The organism is Streptomyces sp. NPDC017676, from assembly GCF_044329325.1.
Classification (GTDB): Bacteria; Actinomycetota; Actinomycetes; order Streptomycetales; family Streptomycetaceae; genus Streptomyces.
Genome location: NZ_JBIRJA010000004.1, coordinates 483,526 through 510,430 on the forward strand (window position 1 = coordinate 483,526; position 26,905 = coordinate 510,430).

The 26,905-nt window shown below is 73.7% G+C and carries 23 protein-coding genes and 1 pseudogene; 16 read left to right on the top strand and 8 right to left on the bottom strand.

What is annotated here, in order from left to right:
* Positions 1 to 30: 30 nt before the first annotated feature.
* From ACH4LD_RS12100 to rfbB, 7 genes are all read left to right on the top strand, one after another.
* Entirely contained in the window at positions 31 to 234 is a 204-nt protein-coding gene (locus ACH4LD_RS12100) for an MbtH family NRPS accessory protein (RefSeq protein ID WP_014676677.1), read from the top strand.
* A 117-nt stretch (positions 235 to 351) separates the two neighbouring features.
* Positions 352 to 930: a GNAT family N-acetyltransferase gene (locus ACH4LD_RS12105; protein WP_398054089.1), complete on the top strand. Its 579-nt coding sequence runs from the start codon at positions 352 to 354 to the stop codon at positions 928 to 930.
* A 495-nt stretch (positions 931 to 1,425) separates the two neighbouring features.
* Positions 1,426 to 3,873 (top strand): SpoIIE family protein phosphatase, encoded by a 2,448-nt coding sequence (locus ACH4LD_RS12110; RefSeq protein ID WP_398054091.1) that lies wholly within the window; start codon positions 1,426 to 1,428, stop codon positions 3,871 to 3,873.
* Between the two features lie 81 nt (positions 3,874 to 3,954).
* Positions 3,955 to 4,227, top strand: a complete 273-nt coding sequence (locus tag ACH4LD_RS12115; RefSeq protein WP_030639470.1) for a hypothetical protein — start codon at positions 3,955 to 3,957, stop codon at positions 4,225 to 4,227.
* 191 nt (positions 4,228 to 4,418) lie between these two features.
* Entirely contained in the window at positions 4,419 to 4,787 is a 369-nt protein-coding gene (locus tag ACH4LD_RS12120) for a DUF6479 family protein (RefSeq protein WP_398054092.1), read from the top strand.
* Between the two features lie 146 nt (positions 4,788 to 4,933).
* On the top strand, positions 4,934 to 5,119 hold the full coding sequence (locus tag ACH4LD_RS12125) for a hypothetical protein (RefSeq protein ID WP_398054093.1): 186 nt from the start codon (positions 4,934 to 4,936) through the stop codon (positions 5,117 to 5,119).
* A gap of 452 nt (positions 5,120 to 5,571) precedes the next feature.
* Entirely contained in the window at positions 5,572 to 6,543 is a 972-nt protein-coding gene (rfbB, locus tag ACH4LD_RS12130; RefSeq protein WP_398054094.1) for a dTDP-glucose 4,6-dehydratase, read from the top strand.
* Positions 6,544 to 6,621: 78 nt separating this feature from the next.
* Here rfbB and ACH4LD_RS12135 read toward each other — a convergent pair whose 3' ends face one another.
* The 3 genes from ACH4LD_RS12135 to ACH4LD_RS12145 are packed head-to-tail and all read right to left on the bottom strand — an operon-like array spanning position 6,622 to position 9,042.
* Positions 6,622 to 7,206 (bottom strand): isochorismatase family protein, encoded by a 585-nt coding sequence (locus ACH4LD_RS12135; protein WP_398054095.1) that lies wholly within the window; start codon positions 7,204 to 7,206, stop codon positions 6,622 to 6,624.
* 7 nt (positions 7,207 to 7,213) lie between these two features.
* Positions 7,214 to 8,608: an MFS transporter gene (locus tag ACH4LD_RS12140; protein WP_398054096.1), complete on the bottom strand. Its 1,395-nt coding sequence runs from the start codon at positions 8,606 to 8,608 to the stop codon at positions 7,214 to 7,216.
* A complete protein-coding gene (locus ACH4LD_RS12145; RefSeq protein ID WP_398054097.1) occupies positions 8,605 to 9,042 on the bottom strand; it encodes a MarR family winged helix-turn-helix transcriptional regulator in 438 nt (145 codons plus the stop codon). Before ACH4LD_RS12145 ends, ACH4LD_RS12140 begins: the two co-directional genes overlap by 4 nt.
* A gap of 148 nt (positions 9,043 to 9,190) precedes the next feature.
* Between ACH4LD_RS12145 and ACH4LD_RS12150 the strand changes: the two genes are divergently transcribed.
* The 5 genes from ACH4LD_RS12150 (at position 9,191) to ACH4LD_RS12170 (ending at position 15,757) form a co-directional block, all read left to right on the top strand.
* The gene (locus ACH4LD_RS12150) at positions 9,191 to 12,226 is read left to right on the top strand and encodes an FAD-binding and (Fe-S)-binding domain-containing protein (RefSeq protein WP_398054098.1); all 3,036 of its coding nucleotides are present in this window, start codon (positions 9,191 to 9,193) and stop codon (positions 12,224 to 12,226) included.
* A 2-nt stretch (positions 12,227 to 12,228) separates the two neighbouring features.
* Complete coding sequence (locus ACH4LD_RS12155; RefSeq protein ID WP_398054099.1) at positions 12,229 to 13,338, top strand: enolase C-terminal domain-like protein; 1,110 nt, start codon at positions 12,229 to 12,231, stop codon at positions 13,336 to 13,338.
* 30 nt (positions 13,339 to 13,368) lie between these two features.
* Positions 13,369 to 14,379, top strand: a complete 1,011-nt coding sequence (locus ACH4LD_RS12160) for an SDR family oxidoreductase (protein WP_398054101.1) — start codon at positions 13,369 to 13,371, stop codon at positions 14,377 to 14,379.
* Positions 14,380 to 14,388: 9 nt separating this feature from the next.
* The gene (locus ACH4LD_RS12165) at positions 14,389 to 14,889 is read left to right on the top strand and encodes a metallophosphoesterase family protein (RefSeq protein ID WP_398054102.1); all 501 of its coding nucleotides are present in this window, start codon (positions 14,389 to 14,391) and stop codon (positions 14,887 to 14,889) included.
* Positions 14,890 to 15,160: 271 nt separating this feature from the next.
* Positions 15,161 to 15,757, top strand: a complete 597-nt coding sequence (locus ACH4LD_RS12170) for a GNAT family N-acetyltransferase (protein ID WP_398054104.1) — start codon at positions 15,161 to 15,163, stop codon at positions 15,755 to 15,757.
* Between the two features lie 195 nt (positions 15,758 to 15,952).
* Here the strand turns inward: ACH4LD_RS12170 and ACH4LD_RS12175 are convergent, their stop codons facing one another.
* Positions 15,953 to 17,059 (bottom strand): XdhC family protein, encoded by a 1,107-nt coding sequence (locus ACH4LD_RS12175; protein ID WP_398054105.1) that lies wholly within the window; start codon positions 17,057 to 17,059, stop codon positions 15,953 to 15,955.
* A 182-nt stretch (positions 17,060 to 17,241) separates the two neighbouring features.
* Here ACH4LD_RS12175 and ACH4LD_RS12180 point away from each other — a divergent pair, with 182 nt between their 5' ends.
* Together ACH4LD_RS12180 and ACH4LD_RS12185 are read left to right on the top strand one after the other, a co-directional pair.
* Complete coding sequence (locus tag ACH4LD_RS12180) at positions 17,242 to 19,326, top strand: GTP-binding protein (RefSeq protein ID WP_398054106.1); 2,085 nt, start codon at positions 17,242 to 17,244, stop codon at positions 19,324 to 19,326.
* An 89-nt stretch (positions 19,327 to 19,415) separates the two neighbouring features.
* On the top strand, positions 19,416 to 21,272 hold the full coding sequence (locus tag ACH4LD_RS12185) for an endoglycosylceramidase (protein WP_398054107.1): 1,857 nt from the start codon (positions 19,416 to 19,418) through the stop codon (positions 21,270 to 21,272).
* Between the two features lie 62 nt (positions 21,273 to 21,334).
* Here the strand turns inward: ACH4LD_RS12185 and ACH4LD_RS12190 are convergent, their stop codons facing one another.
* Positions 21,335 to 22,588, bottom strand: coding sequence for a YncE family protein (locus ACH4LD_RS12190; protein ID WP_398054108.1), 1,254 nt, complete (start codon positions 22,586 to 22,588; stop codon positions 21,335 to 21,337).
* Positions 22,589 to 22,728: 140 nt separating this feature from the next.
* Between ACH4LD_RS12190 and ACH4LD_RS12195 the strand changes: the two genes are divergently transcribed.
* A complete protein-coding gene (locus ACH4LD_RS12195) occupies positions 22,729 to 23,391 on the top strand; it encodes a TetR family transcriptional regulator (RefSeq protein WP_132785715.1) in 663 nt (220 codons plus the stop codon).
* A 124-nt stretch (positions 23,392 to 23,515) separates the two neighbouring features.
* Positions 23,516 to 24,538 carry an alcohol dehydrogenase gene (locus ACH4LD_RS12200; RefSeq protein WP_398054109.1) on the top strand — a complete coding sequence of 341 codons (1,023 nt, stop codon included), beginning with the start codon at positions 23,516 to 23,518 and terminating at the stop codon, positions 24,536 to 24,538.
* 29 nt (positions 24,539 to 24,567) lie between these two features.
* On the opposite strand, the pseudogene ACH4LD_RS12205 reads toward ACH4LD_RS12200, so the two are convergent.
* The 3 genes and pseudogenes from ACH4LD_RS12205 to ACH4LD_RS12215 all read right to left on the bottom strand — a co-directional run.
* Positions 24,568 to 25,789: pseudogene (locus tag ACH4LD_RS12205) on the bottom strand (glycosyltransferase); the annotation flags it as partial.
* 87 nt (positions 25,790 to 25,876) lie between these two features.
* The gene (locus ACH4LD_RS12210) at positions 25,877 to 26,215 is read right to left on the bottom strand and encodes a hypothetical protein (protein WP_398054110.1); all 339 of its coding nucleotides are present in this window, start codon (positions 26,213 to 26,215) and stop codon (positions 25,877 to 25,879) included.
* On the bottom strand, positions 26,212 to 26,905 hold a 694-nt coding region (locus ACH4LD_RS12215; protein ID WP_398106173.1), incomplete at its 5' end, for a cbb3-type cytochrome c oxidase subunit I. The genes ACH4LD_RS12215 and ACH4LD_RS12210, both read right to left, overlap by 4 nt.

The following is a 26,905-nucleotide window of genomic DNA, read 5'->3' on the forward strand; positions in this document are numbered from 1 at the left end:
CACCCGAACCGAACCCGCGAGGAGACCGACATGGACGAGAACACCCGCTACCAGGTGCTGCGCAACGACGAGGAGCAGTACTCCCTCTGGCCCGTCGACATCGAGGTGCCCGCCGGCTGGCAGCCCGTCGGCAAGGAGGGCACCGAGGCCGAGTGCTCCGCGTACGTCGACGAGGTCTGGACCGACATGCGGCCCAAGAGCCTCCGCGAGCGCATGGAGAACGCCGGCGCCTGACGCCCCGCGCGTCCACCGCGACCGACACGCCGGGCCGCCCCTAGCGGGCCGGCCCGGCGCCTCCCCCCACTCCTCCCCCCCACGCGCCACCGCCGTATCACTCCCGAGGAGTCCGCCATGACGTCCGTCCCGACCCCCGTCCTGCGCACCGAACGCCTGGAGTTCCTCCCCTACCGGCCCGAACACGAGGACGCCTTCGTCGCCCTGCTGCGCGACGAGGAGGTGTGCCGCTGGATGGGCCAGGAACGCGTGCCCGAACCGCAGATCCGTGAGCTGTTCCGGGCCATCCTCACCGACGTCTACCCTCAGTGCCGCTTCGACGTGTGGGGCCTGTGGCACGAGGGCGTCCACGTCGGCCACGCGGAGGTGAAGCCGACCGGCAACGTCGACGGGCACGAACTCGTCACCGCGCTCGCCCCCGCCCACTGGGGGCGCGGACTGGGCGGCGAGGCGGTACGCGGCCTGCTCCGCCACGCGGCCGACAACCTCGGACTCACGGAGGCGTACGGCATGGTCGGCGCCGACAACACCGCCAGCCTGGCCATGTGCCGACGCCTGGGGTTCCGCCACGTCCGGGACGTCGTGGCGGACGACGGCTCGGTGACCAAGCTGCTGGTCATCCCGACCAGGGAGCCGGGGAGGCCGGCAGCCGCCGAGGACACGGGCGCGGCGACGCCCGCCCAGGATCCGGTGTGAGCCGCGCAGCCACCTGACACAGCCGACGCCGCTCCACCTGACCGCCGCGGGCGCCGGCGCAGGCGGCTCGACGGCGAGGAGGTGGCGCGGCGTGGCGCGGCGTGGTGGTACGCCGCAGCCGGCGCCCGTCCGACATGCCGGCGTGGGGAGGCGATCCGCCTGGTCACCTGCCGTCACCGGTGCCACCTCCACCGGGCCGCCGGCGGGAGCGTTCCCTCATGGCTGTCTGCCCGAGTCGGCCATCCTTCCCGCGAACCGCCCGTGGGCGCCGGCGCCCCCAGCAGGCCGGCCGCAGGCGCCCCCGCCCGGCCCGTCGCGGCGCCCCCTCGCCCCGCCCGCCCCGCCCGTCGTGACGCCCGCCCCACCCCCGCGTCTCCGTTCCGCTCACCTCGGCACGTCGGTGGCCACCCGTGGTCAGGGCATCCGGACGGCGTCCGTTCGGCGGGCTGCACAGGGGCTGCGCAGGCGGCTCATACGCGCTGTAATGGCGACGTGGTGAGTGAGGGCGCTGCGATCAGCGGGACGCGAACGGCGCCGGAGCGTGCCGAAGCCGCCCTCGCGTCGCTGATGGCGTCCCCGGCCACCCCCGACCGGCTCCGCCGGGTGCTCGAACAGGCGCTCGTGTTCGCCGGCGCGTCCTTCGCCGGGGTGTACACGCCCGGCCACGACGCCACGGAGCTCTGCCTCGCCGAGTCGGCCGGTCTGCCCCGCACGCTGTACGGCCTGCGGGACTGCTACCCGGCCGCCGGCACCTCCCCGGTCGCCGAGGCGCACCGCACCGGACGCCCGCGCTGGCTCGGCCCCGCCGAACTGGCCGCCGGCCCGGACTCCCGCCGTACCCCGTCCCCGGACTTCTCCATGGCCGTCCTACCGCTCGGCCCCGCGGGCGGCGGCTGTCTGCTGGCCGTGGGCGAGCACCCGGGCGGCTTCGGGACCGACGACCGGACCAGCCTGGAGCTGATCGCCCGTGCCGTGGTGGTACCCGCCCCGGCCGTCACGGGAGACACCGGCGAGCTGCCCGAGGACGCCTTCAGCCTGACCATGGACACCGGCCGGGTGGAGGTCGGCGGGGCGATCCTGCGACTGTTCGGGATCGACCGGGCGAGCTTCGACGGTCGCGTGGAGACCCTGCTCGGCCGCGCGGTGCCGGAGGACCTGCCCGCGCTGATGTCCGTGGTCGAGGCCGACCACATGTCGATCGGCGACCGCGAGCTGGAGTTCCGCATCCTGCAGCCCGCCGGCCCGCCCAAGTGGCTGCGGCTGCGCGGCCGGCTGCTGCCCGGCGGCGAGGGCCGCTCCGCCCGGCTCGTCGGCACCGTCGCCGACGCCTCCTCGCTGCGCTCCGACGTCACGGACGTCGCCCGCGTGCAACGCCTGGCCGCCGCCCTCGCCACCGCCGGCACCGTCAAGGACGTCGGCCAGGCAGTCGTGGCCGCCCTGCGCAAGCCGCTGCGGGCCGACCGGATCGCCCTCGCCGAACTCGAAAACGACCGACTGGTCGTCACCGTCCTGGACCCGCCCGAACCCGAGGCCTGGCCCGAGGTGTGGCGCAGCGAGTGGCGTACCGAATGGCCCGACGCGCCGGTGCGCGCCATGCCCACCCTGGCCGCCGCGCTGCGCGAGGGCCGGGCCAAGATCTGGCCCGCCGGCTCGGCGCTGGAGCCCGCCCTCGCCGAGGTCGGCCCGGGCGGCCTCGCCGTGCTGCCGCTGCCCGCCGGCAGCCGTATGGCCGGTGCCTGCCTGGTCGGCTGGGACCGCCCGCACGACTTCGCCCCCGACGAGCGCGCCCTGCTCACCGCCTGCGCCGGCCTGACCGGCCAGGCCCTGCTGCGCGCCCACGCCTTCGATGCCGAGCACGAACTCGTCGGCATGCTCCAGCGCACCCTTCTGCCCCGCCGGCTGCCCCGGCTGCCCGGCGCGGTCGCCGTCGCCCGCTACCTGCCCACCACGGCCGGTCTGGAGGTCGGCGGCGACTGGTACGACGTGATACCGCTGGCCGACAACCACGTCGCCCTGGTGATCGGCGACGTCCAGGGCCACAACGCGGGCGCCGCCACCCTGATGGGCCAGATGCGCACCGCGCTGCGCGCCTACGCGGTCGAGGGCCACGCCCCGGACGTGGTCGTCGCGCACGCCAACCGGCTGCTGCTGGACATGGAGACCGACCTCTTCGCCACCTGCGCCTACGTCGACGTCGACGTGGAGCAGGGCACCGCCTGGTGCGTCCGCGCGGGGCACGTGCAACCGGTGCTGCGCCACCCGGACGGCACCGCCGAGATCGTGCGGGCGGAGGGCGGCCCACCGCTCGGCGTTCTCGCCCAGGCCGAGTTCCCCATGACCCCGCTCCGGCTCCAGGCCGGTACCGTGATCGCGCTGACCACCGACGGCCTGGTGGAGTCCCCGGACACCGACCTCGACGCCGGCATGGACCGGCTGGCCCGCGAACTGTCCGCCGCCGACCCCGCGCACCTCGGCCTGGTCGCCGACGCCCTGCTCACCGGCGCCCACCGCGGCGACGACGTGGCGCTGCTGCTGATGCGCTACGACGGACTGGCCGTACGCCCGCTCCGGGAGAGCTGGACGGTGTGGCGGGTGCCGGAGGCGGTCCGGCACGCCCGCCGCTTCACCCGGCGCACGCTGCGCGCCTGGGGCCTGTCCCGCGACACGATCGACGTGGCCCTGCTGGTCGTCTCCGAACTCGTCACCAACGCCCTGGTGCACACCGGCGGCCAGGTCCGGCTCGACCTCAGCCTGGTCAACCACCGGCTGCGGCTCGCCGTCGCCGACTCCTCCCCGCGCAGCCCCGTGAAGCCCACCAGCATCGGCTGGGAGGCCACCGGCGGCCGGGGCATCCTGCTGGTGGAGGCGGTGTCGGCGGCCTGGGGCACGGTTCCGGTCAGCGGCGGCAAACAGGTCTGGGCGGACGTCGTACCCGACCGCTGACCCGCCACTCGGGTACGGGTGGCGGCGGTCCCGGCAGGTCGCGGCGGGGCCGCGTCCCGGAGCTGCCTAGGGTCGGTTGGCGTGTCGCACACCTTCGAAGAACTGGTCGCCAAGCAGCGCGCGGCCGCCGCCGCCCACGCCCAGGTACAGGAACTGCGGGACGCCTACGGCCCGCCGGCCGAGCGGCGGATGACCGGAGCCCAGTCGGGCACCTACGAGACCGCCCTGCGCGCCTGGCGGGACCTCGCCCGCGATGTGCAGACGGCGGTGAGCGAGTACGCCCGGCAGACCGGCCGGCCCCGGGCCGAGGTCGAGGCGGAGGTGGAACGCGCGGCGGCGGAGGAGACGGACTGATCCACGGCCGGGCCCAGATCCACCGCCGCACCTGCCGAAGGCCTCACCGGCGGCACCGGGAGCACCGGCTGCATCGGCGGCACCCGGCGCACCGGCGGACCGGCCTCCTGCCGGACGGGGCCGTAGGGCCGCGGCCTGCCCGTTCGCGCTCGCCCACGCATCCGTCGCGCCGCGCCGGGTACCCGGCGGTCATGAACACTGCCATGTACGAAGCGGCCACGGGCGCCCAGGTCTTCGGCTACGCCCTGATCCTGATCGCCGGTGTGGCCTGCGTCGCGGGACTCATCTGGGCCTTCCGGCTGGGCTTCAAGGTGCGCGAGCGGGAACCGGCACCGCCGCGGCCCGACGAACAGCCGAAGATGCCGCCGTCGGGGCCGGTGCACGAGACCCGCGAGGTCCGCGAGCCCGACGAGGTGCCCCGGGCCACCGACGAGAGCGAGCGCCTCACCCCCCACCAGCTCGGCAACGTCGGCACCAAGCGCGCCGACGACCAGCGCCGCCCCCGTTGGTCGCCGGGCTCCAGTGGGTCCTTCGGCGGTGGCGGCGGCGGTCGTACCTGACCCGGTGGGGCGGACGTACCTGCCCCGGCGGCGCACCGCCGCGTTTGCGGGCCGCCCGGCCCGGGGACCCGGTCACGCACACAGCGCACCCCGGGCCCGGGTGGCCCGGCGAACGGAGCCCGCGGCGAGCGGGACGCAGAAGGAAGATGAACGACGTGACCGCGCATGCGAGCGAGAAACCGGCCATACCGGACGCGGAGACGGGCTGGGCCCAGGCCCACCGTCGGCGGAACCGGGGAGTGCGCACCTGCGTGCCCGCCGTCCTGGACCGCACCTCCGCGAAGAGGCAGGGCCCGGACCTTGAGGACAACATCGTGCGCGGCGAGGACTGAACGCCCGGGGTGAGCCGGACGGCGTCACGCCCCGCAGGATCGAACGCCCCGGGCGGGCCGGACGCCGTCCCCACAGGACCGAACACCCGGGGCGAGCCCCGCGGCGACGCCCCGCAGGACTGAACACCCGGGGTGAGCCCGGGTCGGCGTCGCGCCCCGCAGGACTGAACGCCCGGGGCGAGCCCCGCGGCGACGCCCCACAGGACTGAACGCCCGGGGTGAGCCGGACGGCGTCACGCCCCGCAGGATCGAACGCCCCGGGCGGGCCGGACGCCGTCCCCACAGGACCGAACACCCGGGGCGAGCCCCGCGGCGACGCCCCGCAGGACTGAACGCCCGGGGTGAGCCGGACGGCGTCACGCCCCGCAGGACTGAACAGGGTGGGCCCGGACGCCGTCATACCCCGTCGGGCCGAGCTCGTACGCCGTCACGCCCCCGGTCATACTCCGGTCATGAACCTGCTCGTCACCGGCGCCGCCGGCTTCATCGGCTCCCACTACGTCCGCGGGCTCCTCGCCGGCGACGCGCCGGACGCACCCCACGTGACCGTGCTGGACAAGCTGACCTACGCCGGCACGCTCACCAACCTCCCCGTCGGCCATCCCCGGCTGGACTTCGTGCACGGGGACGTCTGTGACGCCGGTCTGGTCGACGAACTGATGGCGGACGCCGACCAGGTGGTGCACTTCGCCGCCGAGTCGCACGTCGACCGGTCGATCGAGGGGGCCGGGGAGTTCGTCCGCACCAACGTGCTGGGCACCCAGACCCTGCTGGACGCGGCCCTCCGGCACGGCACCGGCCCGTTCGTGCACGTCTCCACCGACGAGGTCTACGGCTCCGTCCGGACCGGCTCCTGGTCCGAGACGCATCCGCTCGCGCCCAACTCGCCGTACGCCGCGTCGAAGGCAGCCGCCGACCTCATGGCCCTCGCCCACCACCGCACCCACGGCCTGGACGTCCGGATCACCCGCTGCTCCAACAACTACGGCCCGCGCCAGTTCCCCGAGAAGGTGATCCCGCTCTTCGTGACCAACCTCCTCGACGGTCTGCCCGTCCCGCTGTACGGCGACGGGCGCCACGTCCGCGACTGGCTGCACGTCGACGACCACTGCCACGGCATCGACCTGGTCCGCACCCGGGGCCGCCCCGGCGAGGTGTACCACCTCGGCGGCGGCACGGAGCTGACCAACAAGGAGCTGACCGGGCTGCTGCTGGAGGCGTGCGGCGCGGGCTGGGAGCACGTGGTGCACGTGCCCGACCGCAAGGGCCACGACCTGCGCTACTCGCTCGACTGGAGCAAGGCCCGCGACGAACTCGGCTACCGGCCGCGCCGCGACTTCACCACCGGTCTCGCCGAGACGGTCGACTGGTACCGCGCCCACCGGTCCTGGTGGGAGCCGCTCAAGCCGCACACCGCACGCTGAGCCGGCAGCCCGCCGCGGCCCTCACCCCCGGTTCCGTCCTGGCCCGGCGGGCGGTCAGGCGTGGCCGGCAGGTCCCGGTCAGGCGTGGGTCTTGGCCAGCAGCTCCAGGACCTCGGCCGTCGTGCCGGTCTCACCGAGCCGCGGGAAGATGCGCTCGACGCTGTTCGCGTGCGCCTCTGCGTCGGCGTCGGCCATGGCGTCCGTGGCGAGGGTGACGTGGTAGCCGTGCGCGTAGGCGTCGCGGGCGGTGGACTCGACGCCGATGCTGGTGGCGATGCCGGTCAGCACGATCTGCGTGATGCCGCGGCGGCGCAGCTGGACGTCCAGGTCGGTGCCGTGGAAGGCGCTCCAGTTGTGCTTGGTGACGCGGATGTCGCCGGGGTGTCCGGACAGGTCGTCGACGACGACGTCCCAGCCCTCCGGGAAGGTGAGCCCGCGCGGCTGGCGCTCGGTGCGGCCGGGGACGGCGTCCGCCCCGTCCGGCGCGAAGGAGACGCGGACCAGGACCACGGGCAGCCCGTGGGAGCGGAAGGCGTCGGCGAGCGCGGCCGTGCGGGAGACGACCTCGGTGCCCGGGCAGGGCTGGGTGGGCATGGCCACGATGCCGTTCTGCAGGTCGATCGCGACGAGGGCGGTTCGGGGGTCGAGCGTGGTGAGCGACATGGGTCGGTCAGGCCTTTCGGGCGTCTCGGGGGGTCAGCCGGCCGAGGGATCGGTCGGGCAGGATCGTCGCCAGCAGCAGTGCGGAGCCGGCGAGCATGAACAGGGCCAGGCCGTGCAGCCCGGCCGTGTCGGCGCGGTGCGGGTAGAACGCCGCGGTGGCGGCGGAGGCGCCCAGCGCGCCGAGGTACATGAAGGTCCGCAGCAGCCCGGCCGCGGAGGCGATCCGCTCCGGGTCGGCCTGCCGGTACAGCGCGGTCTGCGTGGCCAGGCCGATCAGCCCCTGCGGGACGCCGAGCAGCACTCCGACCCCGAGCAGCAGCCAGAACGGGCTGCGGTCGCCGATCAGGAGCAGCACCGCGCCGCCCGCGAGCTGGAGGACGGAACCGGTGATCAGCTTGGCGCGCACCGCCTCGCGGCGCCCGGTCAGCGCGGAGGCGGTGAGCGCCGCCGCCGACAGCGGCAGCAGCGCCAGCCCGGCCGTGGACGCGCCGAGCCCGCGGCCCTGCTCCAGCCACTGTGTGTAGCCGTACATGAAGGCGTAGGCGGTGGTGTAGCCGAGCAACTGGCGCAGGTAGGTGGCGAGCAGTGGGCCGTTGCCGCCGAGGACGCGCAGGTCGACGAACGGGTCCGGCACCCTCAGCTCGCGCAGTGCGAAGCCGGCGGCGGCCGCGGCGGACAGCACGGGCAGGTACCAGCGGCCGGCCCGCGGATCCATCAGGAACAGCATCAGCGCGACCAGCAGCACGGCGAACAGCGCCATGCCGGGCACGTCGAGGCGGCGCCGCCGGGTCCCGGACCGGGGCAGCCGCAGCGCGCCGAGCACCAGACAGGCCGCCGACAGGGGGACGTTGACGGTGAACACGGCCCGCCAGCCGCCCAGTTGGATCAGCAGCCCGCCGAGCGCGGGCCCGACGACGGCCACCGTCTGGTTGGCGACGGCGAGCGCGGTCAGGACACCCGCCGGGCTGTCCTGCCCGGTGCGTTCGGCCTCGGCGCGGGTCAGCCGCATCGCCGCCGGGTACGCCGCCGACGTGCCGAGGCCCAGCAGCACCCGGGCCGCGATCAGCGCGCCGAGCGAGGGGGCGAGCGCGCCGAGCAGACCGGCGAGGCCGACCAGGGCCGTGCCGGAGAGGTAGAGCCGGCGCGGGCCGTACATGTCGACCAGGCGGCCGATGACGGGCTGGCCGACGGCGGTGGCCACGTAGAGCGCCGAGACCAGCCAGACCGTCTCGGCGGGCGGAGCGCCGAACGCCACGCCGATCGGCACGAGCGCCACGGCGATCATCGAGGAGTTGACCGGGTTCAGCACGGACCCGAGGACCATCGGCGGGATGAGCCGGCGGTCGAATCCGGCGGGGGAGGGGCCGGCGGGCCGGGCGCGCGCGGTGAGCCTCGGTGTCACGGCCGGGACAGCCGTTCCATCAGCTCCAGTGCCGCGAGGACGGTCTGCCGCTCCTCCTCGGTGTAGCGGTCCTGGAAGGCGCGGGCCAGCCATTCCTCGCGCGCCTGCCTGTTCCCCTCGACACGGGCCCGGCCGCCGTCGGTCAGGGTGACCAGCTGGCGGCGGCCGTCGTCGGGGTCCGGGGCGCGGCGGATCAGCCCGTGCTGCTCCAGGGCGGCCAGCGTGGTGGCCATGGACTGCGGGCGTACCCCCTCCGCGGCGGCGAGCGCGCTGGCCGTGGCCGCGCCGTGCTTGCCGACCAGGGTGAGCGCCGACTCCTGCGAGGGGCTGAGGTCGGCGTCCTGCGCGACTTCGCGGATGCGGCGCCGCAGCCTGCTGAACACCACGCGCAGATCGCGTGCGGCGCGGGCGGCGGAGTCGGAGATGTCGGCCATGCGGTCCAGGCTAGGACCGACAGCACAGACTGTCCAGTTGAGACTGCTCAGTTTTGACTGTCTATTTGCCGGGGTACTCGCCGGACCTCGGACAGCGCGGCACGCGCAGTACGTCGGTGCACCCACGGAGCGAGATCGAGGAGCGCAGATGACCCCTCCGGACAGGTCCGGCCTGGAGGCAGCCCTGAGCGCCGAGGTGGACGGCGAAGTCCGCTTCGACGCGGGCAGCCGCGGTGCCTACGCCACGGACGGTTCGAACTACCGGCAGGTCCCGCTGGGCGTCGTCGTACCCCGCACCGTCGAGGCGGGCGCCCGGGCGGTCTCGGTGTGCGCACGCTTCGGCGCCCCCGTCCTCTCCCGGGGCGGCGGCACCAGCCTGGCCGGACAGACCACCAACGCCGCCGTGGTGATCGACTGGAGCAAGTACTGCACCGGGGTGCTCTCCGTCGACCCGGAACGGCGCACCTGCGTGGTGGAGCCCGGCATCGTCCTGGACCAGCTCAACCGGCACCTGGCCCGCCACGAGCTCCAGTTCGGCCCCAAACCGTCGACCCACAGCCACTGCGCGCTCGGCGGCATGATCGGCAACAACTCCTGCGGCGCCTCCGCCCAGGCCTACGGCAAGACCGTCGACAACGTCCGGCGCCTGGAGATCCTCACCTACGACGGACAGCGCGCCTGGGTCGGCCCCACCCCGCCCGACGAGCGCGCCCGGATCATCGCCGGCGGCGGCCGGCTCGCCGAGATCTACGCCGGCCTCGACCGCATCGCCACCGAGTACCTGGCCGACATCCGCCGCGGCTACCCCAAGATCCCCCGCCGCGTCTCCGGCTACAACCTGGACTCCCTGCTGCCCGAGAACGGCTTCGACGTCGCCAAGGCGCTCGTCGGCAGCGAGGGCACCCTGGTGACCGTCCTGCGCGCCGAACTCGACCTCGTGCCCGTGCCGCCGTACCAGTCGCTGCTCGTCCTCGGCTACGACGACATCTGCGCCGCCGCCGACGACGTCCCCCACCTGCTGGAGCACTGCTCGCCCAGCCAGCTGGAGGCCCTGGACGGGCGCATGGCCCAGCTGATGCGCGAGGAGGGCGCCTACCTGGACTCCCTCGACAACCTGCCCGAGGGCGACAGCTGGCTGATGGTGCTGTACAGCGGCGACAGCCAGGAGGACGTCGACGCACAGGCGCACGCGCTGCTGCGGGCCGTCGGCCGCGGCGAGAAGGACGCGAACGTCGCCTTCTCCGACGACCCCGACCGCGAGCAGAAGATGCTCAGGGCCCGCGAGGCCGGCCTCGGGGTGACCGCCCGCCCGCCGGACGACCGGGAGACCTGGGAGGGCTGGGAGGACTCCGCCGTACCCCCCGAGCGGCTCGGCGACTACCTGCGCGACCTGAAGGACCTGTTCGCCGAGTTCGACTACGACCACCCGTCCCTGTACGGGCACTTCGGGCAGGGCTGCGTGCACACCCGCATCCCCTTCGGGCTGAAGACCGCCGAGGGGGTGGCCGGCTTCCGGCGGTTCGTGGAGCGGGCCGCCGACCTCGTCGCCTCCTACGGCGGCTCCCTCTCCGGCGAGCACGGCGACGGCCAGTCCCGGGGCGAACTGCTCACCCGGATGTTCGGGGAACGGCTCGTCACCGCGTTCGGTGAACTCAAGGCCCTCTTCGACCCCGGCAACCGGATGAACCCCGGCAAGGTCGTCCACCCCAACCCCGTCGACGGACAGCTGCGGCTCGGCCCGACCTGGCGGCCCGCCACCCCGGAGACCCACTTCGGCTATCCCGAGGACGACCACTCCTTCAATCGCGCGGTGATGCGCTGCGTCGGCATCGGCAACTGCCGCGGCCACTCCGGTGGCGTCATGTGCCCCTCCTACCGGGCCACCATGGAGGAGGAGCACTCCACCCGCGGCCGTGCCCGGCTGCTGTTCGAGATGCTCGACGGGCACGCCGACTCCGCCGTGAAGGACGGCTGGCGCTCCACCGCCGTACGCGACGCCCTCGACCTCTGCCTGGCCTGCAAGGGCTGCAAGTCCGACTGCCCGACCGGTGTCGACATGGCCACCCTCAAGGCCGAGTTCATGTCCCACCACTACGAGGGACGGCTGCGTCCCATGGCCCACTACTCCATGGGCTGGCTACCGGTCTGGGCCCGGCTGTCCCGGACCGCTCCGTCCCTGGTCAACTCGGCGCTGCACGCGCCCGGCCTCGCGTCCCTGGGCAAACGGCTCGCCGGGATCGACGAGGCCCGCCCGGCCCCGGTGTTCGCCGCGCAGTCCTTCCTCCAGTGGTGGCGGGCCCGCGACGGGGAGGAGCCCGACCCGGCCGACCCGCGCACCGTCGTGCTGTGGCCCGACACCTTCAGCACCTACTTCCACCCCTCCATCGCGATCTCGGCCGTACGGGTCCTGGAGGACGCCGGCTTCCGGATCGCCGTACCGTCCAGGCCGGTGTGCTGCGGCCTCACCTGGATCTCCACCGGACAGCTGCCCACCGCCAAGCGGGTGCTGCGCCACACCCTCGACGTGCTGCGCCCCCACCTGGAGGCCGGCACACCGGTGATCGGCCTGGAACCCTCCTGCACGGCCGTCTTCCGCGCCGACGCCCCCGAGCTGATGCCCGGCGACCAGGACGTGGCACGACTCGCCGCCCAGACACGCACCTTCGCCGAACAACTCGTCCACCACGCCCCCGACGGCTGGCGGCCCCCGCAACTCGCCCGGCAGGCGACCGTGCAGACCCACTGCCACCAGCACGCCATCATGAAGTTCGACGCCGACCGGGAACTGATGCGCCGCGCCCACCTCGACGCCGAGGTGCTCGACGAGGGCTGCTGCGGCCTGGCCGGCAACTTCGGCTTCGAACGCGGCCACCACGAGGTGTCCATGGCCGTCGCGGAACTGGGCGTCCTGCCCGCCGTGCGCGGGGCCGCCCCGGACAGCCTGGTCCTCGCCGACGGCTTCAGCTGCCGCACCCAGATCGAGCAGGGCGGCACCGGCCGTCGCGCCCTGCACCTCGCCGAGGTCCTGGCGCTCGCCCTCGACGGCAACCTGCCCAGTGACCACCCCGAGCGGCTCGCCGTCCGCCCCGCCGAACCGTCCCGCACGGCCCGCTGGGCGACGACCGCCTCCCTGGCCGCCCTCTCCCTGGGCGCCGTGGCCGGACTGCGCAAGCTCAGGAGGTGACCATGAGCGACCAGCCGGCCGTCGAGGCCGTGGACACCGCCGTCTACACCGTGCCCACCGACACCCCCGAGGCCGACGGCACCCTGGCCTGGGACAAGACCACCCTCGTCCTGGTCACCGCCCGATCGGGCGGCACCACCGGGCTCGGCTACACCTACGCGCCCGCCGCCACCGCCCACGTCGTCCGCGAACTCCTCGCCGGCACCGTCACCGGCCTGTCCGCGTACGACGTGCCGCGCGCCAACGAGCAGATGTGCCGGGCCGTCCGCAACGCCGGACTGCCCGGCGTGGCCGCCCAGGCCGTCGCCGCCGTCGACATCGCCCTGTGGGACCTCAAGGCACGCCTGCTCGGCCTGCCCCTCGTCCACCTCCTCGGTGCCGCCCACGACGACGTGCCCGTCTACGGCAGCGGCGGCTTCACCACCTACGACGCCGACCGGCTGGAGCGCCAGCTGCGCGGCTGGACCGAGGAACAGGGCATCCCCCGCGTCAAGATCAAGATCGGCGAGTCGTGGGGCACCCGGGAGCACCGCGACCTGGCACGCGTCGCCCGCGCGCGGGCCGTCATCGGTGACACGGCCGAGCTGTACGTCGACGCCAACGGCGGCTACCGCGCCGGCCAGGCCGTACGCCTCGCGGGCCCCCTCGCCGACGAGGGCGTCACCTGGTTCGAGGAACCCGTCTCCTCCGACCACCTCACCACCCTCGCCGACATCCGCGGCCGGACCCCGATCGACGTCACCGCCGGCGAGTACGGATACGCCCTCCCGTACTTCCAGCACATGCTGGACGCCGGAGCCGTCGACTGCCTCCAGGCCGACATCACCCGGTGCGGCGGCATCACCGTCTGGCTGCGCGCCGCCGCGCTCGCCCACGCGCGCGGGCTCGACATCTCCGGGCACTGCGCGCCCCACGCCCACGCCCACGCGGCCGCCGCCGTGCCCAACCTGCGCCACCTGGAGTGGTTCCACGACCACGTCCGCATCGAACGGCTGCTGTTCGACGGCGTCCTCGACCCGGGCGGCGGCAGCGTCACCCCGGGCGCCGACGGGACACCCGGCCTCGGCCTGACCCTCGTGGAGGAGCGGGCGGCGCCCTACCGGGTGGAGTGACACAGACCGCGTACGCAGGAGGAGAGGAACATGCCCCCCACCGTCGTCATCACCGGCGCCAGCGCCGGCATCGGCCGCGCCACCGCCCGCCTGTACGGCCGGCGCGGCGCCGACGTCGTCCTGGTCGCGCGCGGCGAGGGCGGCCTGGAGGCGGCGGCCGACGAGGTCGCCGCGCTCGGCGGACGGCCCCTGGTACGGCCCGCCGACGTCGCCGACCCCGCCCAGACGGAGGCCGTCGCCGAGGCCGCGGAGAAGGAGTTCGGCCCCATCGACACCTGGATCAACTGCGCCTTCGCCAGCGTGTTCGCGCCGTTCGAGGAGATCACCCCCGAGGAGTACCGGCGGATCACCGAGGTGACCTACCTCGGCTTCGTCAACGGCACCCGATCCGCCCTGAAGCGCATGCTCCCGCGCGACCGGGGCACGATCGTGCAGGTCGGCTCCGCGCTCGGGGAACGGTCGATCCCCCTCCAGTCGGCCTACTGCGGAGCCAAGCACGCCATCAACGGATTCACCTCCTCCCTGCGCACGGAACTGCTCCACCGGGGCAGCAGCGTCCGCGTCACCGTCGCCCAGATGCCCGCCGTCAACACCCCCCAGTTCGAATGGGTCCGCTCCCGCCTCGCCAAGCACCCCATGCCGGTCCCGCCGATCTACCAGCCCGAGGTGGCCGCGCGGGGCGTGCTGTACGCCGCCGACCATCCCGGCCGCAAGCAGTACTACGTCGGCGCGTCCACCGTCGCCACCATCTGGGCCAACCGGTTCGTCCCGGCGCTGCTCGACCGCTACCTGGCCCGCACCGGCTTCGACGCCCAGCAGACCGACCGCATCCCGCCCGCCGGCCTGGACAACCTCTTCGAACCGGTGGACCGCGACCCCGCCGACGACCAGGGCGCCCACGGCTCCTTCGACGACACGGCCCACGCCCGCTCCTGGCAGGAGACCCTGGTCCGGCACCCCGCCGCCACCGCCCTCGGCGCGGGCGCCGCGCTGCTGGGCACCGTACGCGGCATCCGCCGCCTGACCTCCTCCACCGCATAGGCTGGCGAGGTGCGCCTCCTGCTCATGTCCGACACGCACCTGCCCAAGCGCGCCAAGGCGCTCCCGGAGCAGCTGCTCGCCGAACTCCCGCGCGCGGACGTCGTGTTCCACGCCGGGGACTGGGTCGACACCGCCACCCTCGACCTGCTGGAGAACCGCAGCCGCCGGCTGATCGGCGTGTACGGCAACAACGACGGCCCCGAGCTGCGCGCCCGGCTCCCCGAGGTGGCCCACGCCGAACTGGGCGGCCTGCGCTTCGGGGTCGTCCACGAGACCGGCCCCGCCCAGGGCCGCGAGGCCCGCTGCGCCGCCCGCTTCCCCGACCTGGACGTCCTGGTCTTCGGGCACAGCCACATCCCCTGGGACACCATCGCCCCCGGCGGTCTGCGCCTGCTCAACCCCGGCTCCCCGACGGACCGCCGCCGCCAGCCCCACTGCACGTACCTCACGGCCACGCTCGCCGACGGAGCCCTCACCGAGGTGACCCTGCACCGACTCCCGCGCCGGTAACCACCGGGGGCCGGTGTGCCGGTGGTCTGCGCGGGTGGCCTGCGGGGGTGGTGCAGACGGGTCAGTGGTTCGTGCGGGTGGTGCAGGTGCGCCGGTGGTCTGCGCGAGTGGCAGGCGCGCCCATGGTCGGCTGTCGTGGCAGTGCGCCGGCGTGCCCCTATGGCCGGCCGCTGTGGCGGTACGCCGGTGGTCTCCCGCTGTGGCCCGTGCGCCGGTGATCACCAGCTGTGGCACGTGCACCGATGATCACCAGCTGTGGCAGGATGCGCCGGTGATCTCCAGCTCCGGCATACCCGCCGTCGTGCCCCCGGGCCGCCTCGCCGAGCCCGACCAACCCGTGCTGCCGCTGGCCGACGGCCTGGAACTGCGGCCCTGGCAGCTGACCGACGCCGACGCGGACGCCCTGCTCAGCGCCGGGCGGGACCCGGACATCAGCAGGTGGAACCTCTTCTCCGTCGCCGACCGCGCGGAGGCCAGGGCGCGGATCGAGCGCCTGCACGCCCGCCGACGGGCCGAGACCGGTGTCATCTGGGCCATCGCCCCCCACGGCGGCGCGGCCGTGGGCCTCGCCGGGCTCAACGACGTGGACCTCGCGGCCGGCACCGCCGAGGTCCTCTACTGGGTGCTGCCCCCGGCGCGCGGTACGGGCCTCGCCGTACGGGCGGCGCGGCGGCTGAGCCGGTGGGCCCTGGACGACCTCGGTCTGCACCGCCTGGTCCTGTGCCACTCCGTCGCCAATCCGGCGTCCTGCCAGGTCGCCGAGAAGGCCGGATTCAGCTACGAGGGCACCCAGCGCAGCGCCCTGCTGCACGCCGACGGCTGGCACGACCAGCACCTGCACGCGCGCGTGGCAGGGGACCCCGACTAGCACGCCCCGAGCACACGGCGGGGATTGTCGGTGCGGCAGGGCGGGCATTCCCGTCGCAGGCTCCCGTCCCGCACCTCCGTCCCAGCCCCGGCAGGGCATCGCCACCGGCACCACCGCCGGGTGCCGATCGGCAGCACCGGCGGCCCCGCGAGGGCGACCCCGTGGCATCCCACCCGGCGCCCCCGAGAGGAACGGTCACCCCACCCCCCGGGGATGGATCGCACCCCTCGTCCCGCTCAGCGGTGAGCCGGTGCCGCCCCACCTCAGGGCCACGATCTCCGCCGCCACCGACACCGCCACCTCCTCCGGCGTGCGGGCGCCGAGGTCGAGGCCGAGCGGGGAGCGCAGGCGGGACAGTTCCCGGTCGGTGAGGCCGGACTCGATCAGGCGGCGGAGCCGGTCGTGGTGGGTGCGCCGGCTGCCCATCGCCCCGATGTACGCCGCCGGCCGCCGCAGCGCCTCCAGCAGCACCGGCACGTCGAACTTCGGGTCGTGGGTCAGGACGCAGATCACCGTCCGCTCGTCGGTGCGCGTGCCACGCAGGTACCGGTGCGGCCAGTCCACGACGACCTCCGCCCCTTCCGGGAACCGGCGGGGCGTGGCGAACACCGGCCGGGCGTCGCACACGGTGACCCGGTAACCGAGGAAGTCCCCGATCCGGGCCACGGCGGCGGCGTAGTCGATGGCCCCGAACACCAGCATGCGCGGTGGCGGCGCGAAGGACTGGAGGAACACCGTGACGGTGTCCTCGCGGCGCTCCCCGTGCGGGCCGTAGTGCCGCAGGCCGGTCACGCCGAGGGCGAGTTCGCCGCGCGCGTCGGCGGCGACGGCCGCGTCGAGCCCCCCGGTCCCCAGGCTGCCGGCGGCGGTGTGCGGCCACACCGCGAGGGTGGCCCCGCGCGGCGCCGGCCCGTCGACCACGGTGGCCACGGTGACCGGCTCGCCGCCCGCGACAGACGCGGCGACCGCGCCGAACGCCGGGTCCCGGGCCGGGGTCACCGGCCGTACCAGGACGGTGATCTCACCACCGCAGGTGAGCCCGACCGCGAAGGCGTCCTCGTCGCTGTAGCCGAACGTCTCCAGCCGTGCCGCTCCGCTCTCGACGGCCTCCTGGGCCAGCTCGAACACCGCGCCCTCCACACAGCCGCCGGACACACTGCCGACCACCTCGCCGTCCGGGCCGACCGCCATCGCGGCGCCGGGCCCGCGGGGCGCGCTGCGGCTGACCGCGACGACCGTGGCCAGCCCGAACGGCACCCGGGCGGCGTACCACCGGTCCAGCACCGCGAGAATCTCACGCATCGTCGGCTCCTCGCCTCACAGCCGGCACGACATCTGGTTGAACGTTAATCCGTTGGCGGTGCGGCGGCCGTTCTGCTGCACTGCACCGGTCGAGTTCCCGAGAGAACCAGGAGCGATCATGCGCGCACCGTTCATGTCCGGCCCGGAAGGAATCGCCCACTCTCTCAAGGACATGACGCTTCGTGCCATTGCTCAATCTGGGAATTCTCGCCCACGTCGACGCGGGTAAGACGAGCCTGACCGAACGGCTCCTGCACACCGCCGGAGTGATCGACGAGATCGGCAGTGTCGACGCCGGCAGCACCACCACCGACACCCTCGCGCTGGAACGGCGCCGCGGCATCACCATCAAGTCCGCCGTCGTCTCCTTCCCGCTCGACGCGGTCACCGTCAACCTCATCGACACCCCGGGTCACCCGGACTTCATCGCCGAGGTGGAACGGGTGCTCGGCGTGCTGGACGGAGCCGTCCTGGTCGTCTCCGCCGTCGAAGGCGTCCAGGCGCAGACCCGCGTGCTGATGCGCACCCTGCGCCGGCTGCGCATCCCGACCCTGGTCTTCGTCAACAAGATCGACCGGCGCGGCGCCCGGGACACAGCGGTGCTCCGCCAGATGGCCCAACGGCTCGCCGTACCGCTCGTCCCCATGGGCACCGCCGCCGGACTCGGCACGCGCGCCGCCCGCTTCCTGCCCGGCCTCGGCCCGGCCGCGCTGGAGGCACTGGCGGACCGGGACGACGGGCTGCTCGGCGCCTACCTCGACGGCGGCGTCCCGGAGGCCCGGCTGCGCCACGCCCTCGTGGCACACACCCGGCGTGCCTCCGTCCACCCGGTGTACTTCGGCTCCGCGATCACCGGCGCCGGCGTCGCCGAGCTGACCGACGGCATCCAGCGCCTCCTGCCCACCGCCGCCGGCGACCCGGACGGCCCTCTCTCGGGCACCGTCTTCAAGGTCGAGCGGGGCCCGGCGGGGGAGAAGGTGGCCTATGCCCGCCTCTTCTCCGGCACCCTCCGCGTCCGCGACCGCGTCCCGTTCGGCGACGGCCGCGACGGCCGCGACGGCCGCGACGGCCGCGACGGCCGCGAGGACACCGGCACCGACCGCCGGGCACGTGTCACCGGAGGCCGTGTCACGGAAGGCCGTATGACCGAAGGCCGTGTCACGGAAGGCCGTGTCACCGCCCTCGCCGTCTTCGACCACGGCACGGACACCCACGCGGACCGCGCGGAGGCGGGCCGCATCGTGAAGGTGTGGGGCCTCGACGGCATCCGGATCGGTGACGCCCTGGGTACGCCGGGACGGTCGTACGAGCACCACTTCGCACCGCCCACCCTGGAGACGGTCGTCGTACCCGGCCCCGGCACGGACCGCCGCTCCCTGCACCTCGCGCTCACCCAGCTCGCCGAACAGGACCCGCTCATCGGCGTCCGCCACGACGAGCTGCGGGGGGAGACCTCCGTGTCCCTCTACGGCGAGGTGCAGAAGGAGGTCGTCCAGGCCACCCTCGCCGACGAGTACGGCCTGGACGTCACCTTCCGCGAGACGACGACCCTGTGCGTCGAACGGCCGGTCGGCACCGGGCACGCCGTCGAGTTCAACAAGAAGGACGCCAACCCCTTCCTCGCCACGGTCGGTCTGCGCGTCGACCCCGCCCCGCCCGGCACCGGCGTGGCGTTCCGGCTGGAGGTGGAGCTGGGCTCGATGCCGTACGCCTTCTTCAAGGCGGTCGAGGACACCGTCCGGGAGACGCTCGGCCAGGGGCTGCACGGCTGGCAGGTCACCGACTGCACGGTCGCCATGACCCACTCGGGCTACTCGCCCCGGCAGAGCCACGCGCACCAGGGCTTCGACAAGAGCATGTCGAGCACGGGCCACGACTTCCGTGGCCTGACCCCGCTGGTGCTGACCGAGGCGCTGCGCCGGGCCGGCACCCTGGTGCACGAGCCGGTGCACCGCTTCCGCCTGGAGGCGCCGGCCGACACCCTCGGTGCGCTGCTGCCGGTGCTGGCCCGGCTCGGCGCCGTACCCGAGACCGCCGGCACGCACGGGACCGCCTGTGTCCTGGAGGGAACCGTGCCGGCCGCCCAGGTGCACGCGCTGGAGCGGCGGCTGCCGGGGCTGACCCGGGGTGAGGGCGAGCTGGAGACGGCCTTCGACCACTACGCGCCGGTCACCCGCGGCACGGTTCCCGAACGTCCGCGCACCGACCACAATCCGCTGAACCGGAAGGAGTACCTGCTGAACGTGACGCGCCGGGTCGGCGAGTGAGCCGACCGGCCGGCAGCTGACCCACAGTCAACTTACCTGTGGGTCAGAAACTCTTGACGCACTCCGGACCCCGTCGGACTGTGGTGGACATGCCGAACATCCGGGTGCGTCTGCTGGCCGTCCTGGTCGTCCTCTGCGGATCCCTGACGGTGGCGGGAGCCCCGCCCGCCACCGCCGCCACCCCCGCCGACTCCCTCTGGTTCGACGGTGCCCCGCTGACCGTGCGGGACGGCCGGTTCGCCGACGGCCAGGGCCGCGAGATCGTGCTGCGGGGCTACAACGTCTCCGGCGAGACCAAACTGGAGGAGAACGGCGGCCTGCCCTTCGCCTCGGTCGCCGACGCCCGCACGTCCGCGACCGCGCTGCGCGCCCTCGGCGGCGGCAACGCGGTCCGCTTCCTGCTCTCCTGGGCGCACGCCGAACCCGTGCGCGGCCAGGTGGACACCGCCTATCTGGCCGCCGTCACCGAGCAGATGCGCGCGTTCCTCGACGCGGGCATCCGGGTCCACCCCGACTTCCACCAGGACCTGTACTCCCGGTACCTGTTCGACACGGGAAGCTGGTACGCCGGCGACGGCGCGCCCAAGTGGGCGGTCGATGCGGGGGGTTACCCGAAGGAGTTCTGCGGGATCTGTCTGTTCTGGGGGCAGAACATCACCCAGAACGCGGCCGTGCAGAAGGCCCAGTACGACTTCTGGCACAACGCCCACGGCCTCCAGGACGCCTTCCTCGCCGCCGCCCGGACCACCATGGCCTACCTGAAACAGCATCTGGACGGCGGGGAGTTCGCGGGCATCACCGGCTTCGACCCGTACAACGAGCCGTACGCGGGCAGCTACGACCCCGGGCAGAACTCCCGCGCCTGGGAACGCGATCTGCTCTGGCCGTTCTACGTCAGGTTCCGCGCCCGCATGGACGCCGCCGGCTGGCAGGACAAGCCCGCCTTGGTCGAGCCCCAACTGTTCTGGAACGCCAACATCTCCACGCAGAGGCAGGAGGGCGGCCTGCTGGACGCGGGGACGCTCGGCCCGGGCTATGTCCTCAACAGCCACTTCTACGACCAGAAGGCCATCTCCGGCATCCTGATGTGGGGCAAGGCCGCCGACGGCCAGTACGCCGCCGACTTCGCCACCGTCCGCGACCGCGCCTCGGCCGCCGGTACCGCGGCCGTGGTCAGCGAGTTCGGCCACCCCCTGTCCGGCGCGGTGTCCGACAAGGCGCCGACCGTCCTGAAGGCCATGTACCAGGCCCTGGACTCCCGTCTGAAGGGGGCGAGTTGGTGGACCGCCCCGGCCTCCTCCGGCCCGGTGCTGTCCGGCACCCAGTGGCAGTGGGACCTCTACAACGGCCGGCACCACGAACCCATGAACGGCAACCCCGAGAAGGTGCTCACCGCGGGGGACGCCTGGAACGACGAGGACCTCTCGGCCGTACGGCTCGACGACTCCGGGAACGCGGTCCTGCGCCAGGACGCCCGCCTCCTGGACCGCGTCTACCCGAGCGCCACGGCCGGCTCCGCCCTCGCCTTCACCTACGAGGACCGCTCACGCGACGGCTCCACCACCCTCACCTGGAACCCGGTGCCGAGCTCCCTGCCGAACGTGGCGGAACTCGTCGGCTCCGGCCAGTACGGGCTGCTCGTATGGCGCTCCGGCGGCGGCACCGCACCCACCGAACTGCACCTGCCGGCGTCCTTCCCGACCGTCGCCACCACGGTCGTCTCGGACCTCGGCACGGTGCACGCCCCGCCCGCGTACACGTCCGCCACCCCGGTCGCCGTGGCCCCGGAGCCGGGTGGCACGGGCAGCCGCCGGCTGCTGCTGACCGACACGGACTCCGGTGTGCCGCACTACGCGCTGGTCACCAACGGCGCGACGGCACCGTCCGCCGGCCTGCTGAGCGCGGCGAAGGCCGAACTGGCCGCGTGGGCGGCGGCGCGCTTCTGACGGCAGGGGTGTGGCCTCCGGAGTGAGTGGGGACACCCCGGAGGCCACGGCTCGGTGACGGGTCAACTACCTCTGGGACCCGTCCAGTCCGCCTGGACGTGCCCCAGCCGGACGCGCTGCGGGTGGTCGCCGACCGGGACCGACGTCACCTTCTTGCCGGTGGCGAAGTCGATCGCCGTCACCTGGTCCGCGCCGCTCTCGGAGACGATGCAGTCCTTGCCGTCCCCGCTGACCGTCGCCCAGTACGGCTTGGACGTCGTGACGAGCGGGCCCTCCTGGAGCGAGGCGCGGTCGACCACGGTCGCGTAGTCGTCCATGGTGCCCGCGACGCACAGTTTGGTGCCCTCGGGGTTCATCGAGATGCCGTGGTGACGCGAGTCGTTGACCCAGGTGGTGCGGTCCTCGCTGGTCGCCGGGTTCTTCGGCAGCGTCTTCATCCGGGTGATCTTGTCGGTGGCGACGTCGTACTCCAGGAAGCCGTTGAAGAACGACACCTGGAAGTACAGCTTGGACTCGTCGGCGGAGAACACGGCCGGGCGGACCGCGTCGGAGAAGTCCTTCAGTCCGAACGCGTCCAGCCGCTGCCGCATGTCGATGACCTTGACCTGCTTGTACGTCGTCGCGTCCACGACGGTGATGTGCCGGTCGCCCTTGGTCCAGTCCCAGCCCGGGCTGTCCAGGTCGGTGTTGACGTCACCGATGGACATGTTCCAGATGTACTTGCCGTCCTTGGTGAAGATGTTCTCGTGCGGCTTGTCGCCGGTGGCGAACGAGCCGAGCTGTTTGCCGGTGTTGATGTCCAGGACGTGCACGGTGTTCGCGGTCGAGGCGGAGACCGCGACCCGGGTGCCGTCCGGGGAGACCGCCATGTGGTCGGCGCGGTAACCGGACACCGGGAAGCGCCAGTTGACCTTCCCGGTGGCGAGGTCCAGGGAGACGACGTCCGCGAAACTCGGCCGGGAGACCACCACCGATCTGCCGTCGGGCGTGGAGTACATGTCGTCGGCGAACTGGTCGTGGCCCTCGCCGACGCTGTTGCGGATCGCCTGGAAGTAGATCCACTTGATCGGGTCCGCGTTGATCTCGGCCATCCGCGCGTCCTTGTCCGGGATGACGTTGATCCGGCCGATCTTCGCGAAGTCGCCTGAGGAGCGGATGACATCGGCGGTGCCGTCCCAGTTGTTGCCGACGAACAGCACCTCGCGCAGCCCGGCGGGGGCGGCGGAGCGTGCGGAGGCGGCGGTCGCCGGGGCGGCGACGGTCAGGACGAGGGCGGCGGCCACGGAGCACAGGTGCCTGGTTCTGGAGGCAGCCATGACGGCTCTCTTTCCTCGGGGGAATCTGAACACGGGTGCTTTCACAGTGAACTTACTGAAAAGTAAGGAAGGGGTGGCCTTCTCGACAAGATGTGTGCACGACAAGATTGGGGGAGTGGCCGGATGACGGAGGGGGACGCGTGGAGGGCAGGCTCAGGGCGCCGACGGGACGCTACGGCGGACGGTCCGCCGAGGAACGGCAGGCCGAGCGCCGCCGCCGCTTCCTGGACGCGGCACTCGGCCTGTTCGGCGACACCCCCGGCTACCGGGGCACCACGGTCGCCGCGCTGAGCCAGGCCGCGGGCCTGTCCACGCGCCAGTTCTACGAGGAGTTCCGCACCCTGGAGGACGTCCTCGCCGCGCTCCACCTCCAGGTCAACGGCTGGGCCGAGCAGGCCGTCCTGGACGCCCTCGCCGACGCGGACGGGCTGGAGCTGGCCGAGCGCGCCACCGTGCTCTTCCGGGCCTACGCCCACGGCGTCACCCGTGACCCGCGCCGCATCCGCATCGCCTTCGTGGAGATCATCGGCGTCAGCCCCCGACTGGAGGAGCAGCGCCTCGCCCGCCGCGCCCGCTGGATCGACCTCATCCGCGCCGAGGCGGACGCGGCCGTCGCCCGTGGGGAAGCGGCGCCGCGCGACTACCGCCTCGCCGCCACGGCCTTCATCGGCAGCGTCAACGGCCTGCTGCACGACTGGAGCGCCGGCTGGGTGGACGCCACACTGGACGAGGTGGTGGACGAACTGGTCCGGCTGCTGCTGGGCATGCTCCGGCCGCAGGGCTGGCGCCCCGGGAACCCCTGAGGCACAGGCGCGCGGAGCCGGGTGGCGCGGCTCGGCGGGGGCACGGTCCTTCGGCGCGCGGGATCGGGCCGAAGCTGCTCTGCTGGGTCTGTGGGGGCCGTCGTACCCGTTCCCGGAGAGAGCCATGAGTACGTATCGAGCCGCGCAGGTCACCGCTCCGAACGGCACCTTCGAGCTGGTCGAACGCGAGGTCCGGCAGCCCGGGCCCGGCCATGTGAGGATCGCCGTGGAGGCGTGCGGGGTCTGCCACAGCGACGCTCTCTTCGTGAGCGGCGGACTACCGGGCGTGTCGTTCCCGGAGGTGCCCGGACACGAGATCGCCGGGCGCCTGGAGGAACTGGGCGAGGGCGTGCGCGAGCGGGGCTGGCAGGAGGGCGACCGGGTGGCCGTCGGCTGGTTCGGCGGCAGCTGCGGCCACTGCAGGCCGTGCCGCGAGGGCGACTTCATCGTGTGCCAGAACCTGAAGGTTCCCGGATGGACCTACGACGGCGGCTTCGCCGAGCAGGTGATCGCACCCGTCGACGCCCTGGCCCGGATCCCCGACGCCCTCTCCCCGAACGACGCCGGGCCGATGGCCTGCGCGGGCGTGACCACGTACAACGGACTGCGCCGCAGCTCCGCCCGGCCGGGAGACCTGGTCGCGGTGCTCGGCCTCGGCGGCCTCGGCCACCTCGGCGTGCAGTACGCGGTGGCCATGGGCTTCGAGACCGTGGCGATCGCCCGGGGCTCCGCGAAGGCCGACTTCGCCGAGCAACTGGGCGCCCACCACTACGTCGACAGCACTTCCGGCACCCCGGTCGCCGAGGCGCTGCAGTCCCTCGGCGGCGCCAGGGTGGTCCTGGCCACCGCCGGGAACTCCGAGGCCATCACGGCCACCGTGGACGGCCTGGCCCACCGCGGCGAACTCGTGGTGATCGGCGCGGACACCGCTCCCCTCGGCATCAGCCCGGCGCAGTTGCTCATGGCCGCCCGCGTCGTGCGCGGACACCCGGCCGGCACCTCGCAGGACGTGGAGGACACCATGGCCTTCAGCGCCCTGCACGACATCCGCCCCATGACCGAGAACGTGCCACTGGACGACGCGGACGAGGCGTACCAGAAGATGCTGGCCGGCAAAGCCCGCTTCCGGATGGTGCTCACCGGCTGACCGGACGACATCGCGTCAGCCGGTGAACCGGTCAGCCGGTCCAGCGCGGCCGGCACCGGCGCGGCGCCGTCCTCGCCCCGGACCCGCGCGCCCAGGGCGGCGGCGCACCGCCGGTACGCCGGGTCCCGGGTGGCCCGTAGCAGCGCCGCGTACAGCGCGTCCACGGTCAGGCGGCGCAGCGGTACGACGCCGGGGGCGACACCCAGGGAGACCAGCCGGGCGGACCAGAAACCCGCGTCGAACCGGACCGGTACCGGCACCGCCGGGACCCCGGCACGCAGCCCCGCCGCCGCGGTGCCCGCGTCCGCGTGATGGACCACCGCGGCCATGCGGGGGGAGCGCAGCGCGTGCGGTACCTCGCCGACGGTCAGCATGTCGTCCCCGTCGGCCACGAGCCCGCCCCAGCCGCGCTGGACCACCCCGCGCAGCCCGGCGCGCCGCAGCGCCGCCACCACCTGCGCGCTGAGCCGCCCGGCGTCCGGCACGGTGGCGCTGCCCAGCCCGACGAACACCGGCGGTGGCCCGGTGTCGATGAACTCCAGTACCGCATCCGGAAGGTGCGCCTGGTCGTCGTACGGCCACCAGTGACCGGCCGCCTCCAGACCCGCCCGCCAGTCACCGGGCCGGGGCACCACCAGGGGGCTGAAGCCGTGGTGCACCGGCCAGAGCCGCCGCTCCCGCGCCCGCCGCGCGGCACCGGTCCGCAGCGGGGGCAACCCCAGCCGCTTCCGCAGGGCCGGCACCGCGCCTGAGAACACGTGCTCCACGGCCAGGCCGACCCCGTGCCCGGCGAGCAGGTTGACCGGCCCGCCCCGGTTGCCGCCGCCGAGTACCGGTGGGGCGAACTCGCGCGTCGCGGCGACCGGTTGCAGAGAGACACCGAGGCTCGGCACGCGCAGCCCTTCTGCGATCGTGTGCCCGAGCGGGGCCAGGGAGGAGGACAGCAGCAGGACGTCGCTCTCCCGCGCCGCGCCGAGCAGATCCTCGGCGAGCCGGCCGACCAGGCGCCGCGCCAGGTCCCCCACTCGCAGCAGCTTTCCCGGGCCGCTGGCGCTGCGGTGCAGACCCCACCCGCGCGGGGACTCCGGTTCCGCCCGGGGATCCACCGGCAGCGCGTGGAACCGCACCCCGGAGCCGGCCACCAGCGGGGCGAAGCGGCCGCGTGACCAGGGTGACCTCGTGCCCGGCCGGCACGAGCCGGTGCCCGAGCCCGGTGTACGGGGCGGCATCGCCCCGGGATCCCGCCGTCATGATGGCAACGCGCACGGGGGCCAGTATGGCCGGTCCGCACGGTCCACGGGCTCGACGCCGCGCCCCCGCGACCGGTTCGGGCCGGCCCTACACGGCGGCGGACACCACCAGCAGGGCCGTCGCCGCGAGCGCCGCGCAGCCCAGCACACAGCAGGCCAGAAGACGGCGGCGGAGCGCGAGGTAGCGTGCCTCGTACGCCTGCCGCAGCTCCTGCGCCCGCTCGGCCGTGCGGTGCCACGAGAGCCGGGCCAGCGCGAGGTACTCGGCCTCGAACTGCTCCTCCACGTGCTCCCGTTGGCTGTCCGTGAGCCAGCCCAGCCGGGAGCTGAGGCGTACGGCGGCGCTACGGCCCTCCTCCCGTGCGGCGACCAGCAGCAGATGGCCCTCGATCTGCCGGACCAGGTCCCGCTCGTCGTGGGCCGTCACCGCGCGGTCAACTCCCGTTCCTGGGACGGGACGCCGGGGTGGTGCAGGTCGAACGCCGGGGATTCGCTGCGGATCCGCGGCAGGGTGAGGAAGTTGTGCCGCGGCGGCGGGCAGGAAGTCGCCCACTCCAGCGAGCGGCCGTAGCCCCACGGGTCGTCCACGCCGACCGGCTTGCCGTACCTGGCCGTCTTCCAGACGTTGTAGAAGAACGGCAGCAGGGAAGAGCCGAGCAGGAACGAGAAGACCGAGGACACCGTGTTGAGCGTGGTGAGCCCCTCGGCCGCGAGGTAGTCCGGAATCCGCCGCTGCATGCCCTCGGCGCCCAGCCAGTGCTGGACCAGGAAGGTGCCGTGGAAGCCGATGAACAGCGTCCAGAAGGTGATCTTGCCGAGACGCTCGTCGAGCATCTTGCCGGTCCACTTCGGCCACCAGAAGTGGAAGCCGGAGAACATCGCGAAGACGACCGTGCCGAAGACCACGTAGTGGAAGTGGGCCACCACGAAGTACGAGTCGGAGACGTGCAAGTCGATCGGCGGGGAGGCGAGCATGACGCCGGTGAGCCCGCCGAAGACGAAGGTGATGAGGAATCCCATCACCCAGAGCATCGGTGTCTCGAAGGACAGACTCCCCTTCCACATCGTGCCGATCCAGTTGAAGAACTTCACACCGGTCGGTACGGCGATCAGGAAG

Coding starts and splice junctions, on each gene's coding strand:
- ACH4LD_RS12100 (WP_014676677.1), top strand. CDS start 31: ATGGACGAGAACACCCGCTACCAGGTGCTGCGCAACGACGAGGAGCAG.
- ACH4LD_RS12105 (WP_398054089.1), top strand. CDS start 352: ATGACGTCCGTCCCGACCCCCGTCCTGCGCACCGAACGCCTGGAGTTC.
- ACH4LD_RS12120 (WP_398054092.1), top strand. CDS start 4,419: ATGAACACTGCCATGTACGAAGCGGCCACGGGCGCCCAGGTCTTCGGC.
- ACH4LD_RS12125 (WP_398054093.1), top strand. CDS start 4,934: ATGAACGACGTGACCGCGCATGCGAGCGAGAAACCGGCCATACCGGAC.
- rfbB (WP_398054094.1), top strand. CDS start 5,572: ATGAACCTGCTCGTCACCGGCGCCGCCGGCTTCATCGGCTCCCACTAC.
- ACH4LD_RS12135 (WP_398054095.1), bottom strand. CDS start 7,206: ATGTCGCTCACCACGCTCGACCCCCGAACCGCCCTCGTCGCGATCGAC.
- ACH4LD_RS12145 (WP_398054097.1), bottom strand. CDS start 9,042: ATGGCCGACATCTCCGACTCCGCCGCCCGCGCCGCACGCGATCTGCGC.
- ACH4LD_RS12150 (WP_398054098.1), top strand. CDS start 9,191: ATGACCCCTCCGGACAGGTCCGGCCTGGAGGCAGCCCTGAGCGCCGAG.
- ACH4LD_RS12155 (WP_398054099.1), top strand. CDS start 12,229: ATGAGCGACCAGCCGGCCGTCGAGGCCGTGGACACCGCCGTCTACACC.
- ACH4LD_RS12160 (WP_398054101.1), top strand. CDS start 13,369: ATGCCCCCCACCGTCGTCATCACCGGCGCCAGCGCCGGCATCGGCCGC.
- ACH4LD_RS12175 (WP_398054105.1), bottom strand. CDS start 17,059: ATGCGTGAGATTCTCGCGGTGCTGGACCGGTGGTACGCCGCCCGGGTG.
- ACH4LD_RS12185 (WP_398054107.1), top strand. CDS start 19,416: ATGCCGAACATCCGGGTGCGTCTGCTGGCCGTCCTGGTCGTCCTCTGC.
- ACH4LD_RS12190 (WP_398054108.1), bottom strand. CDS start 22,588: ATGGCTGCCTCCAGAACCAGGCACCTGTGCTCCGTGGCCGCCGCCCTC.
- ACH4LD_RS12200 (WP_398054109.1), top strand. CDS start 23,516: ATGAGTACGTATCGAGCCGCGCAGGTCACCGCTCCGAACGGCACCTTC.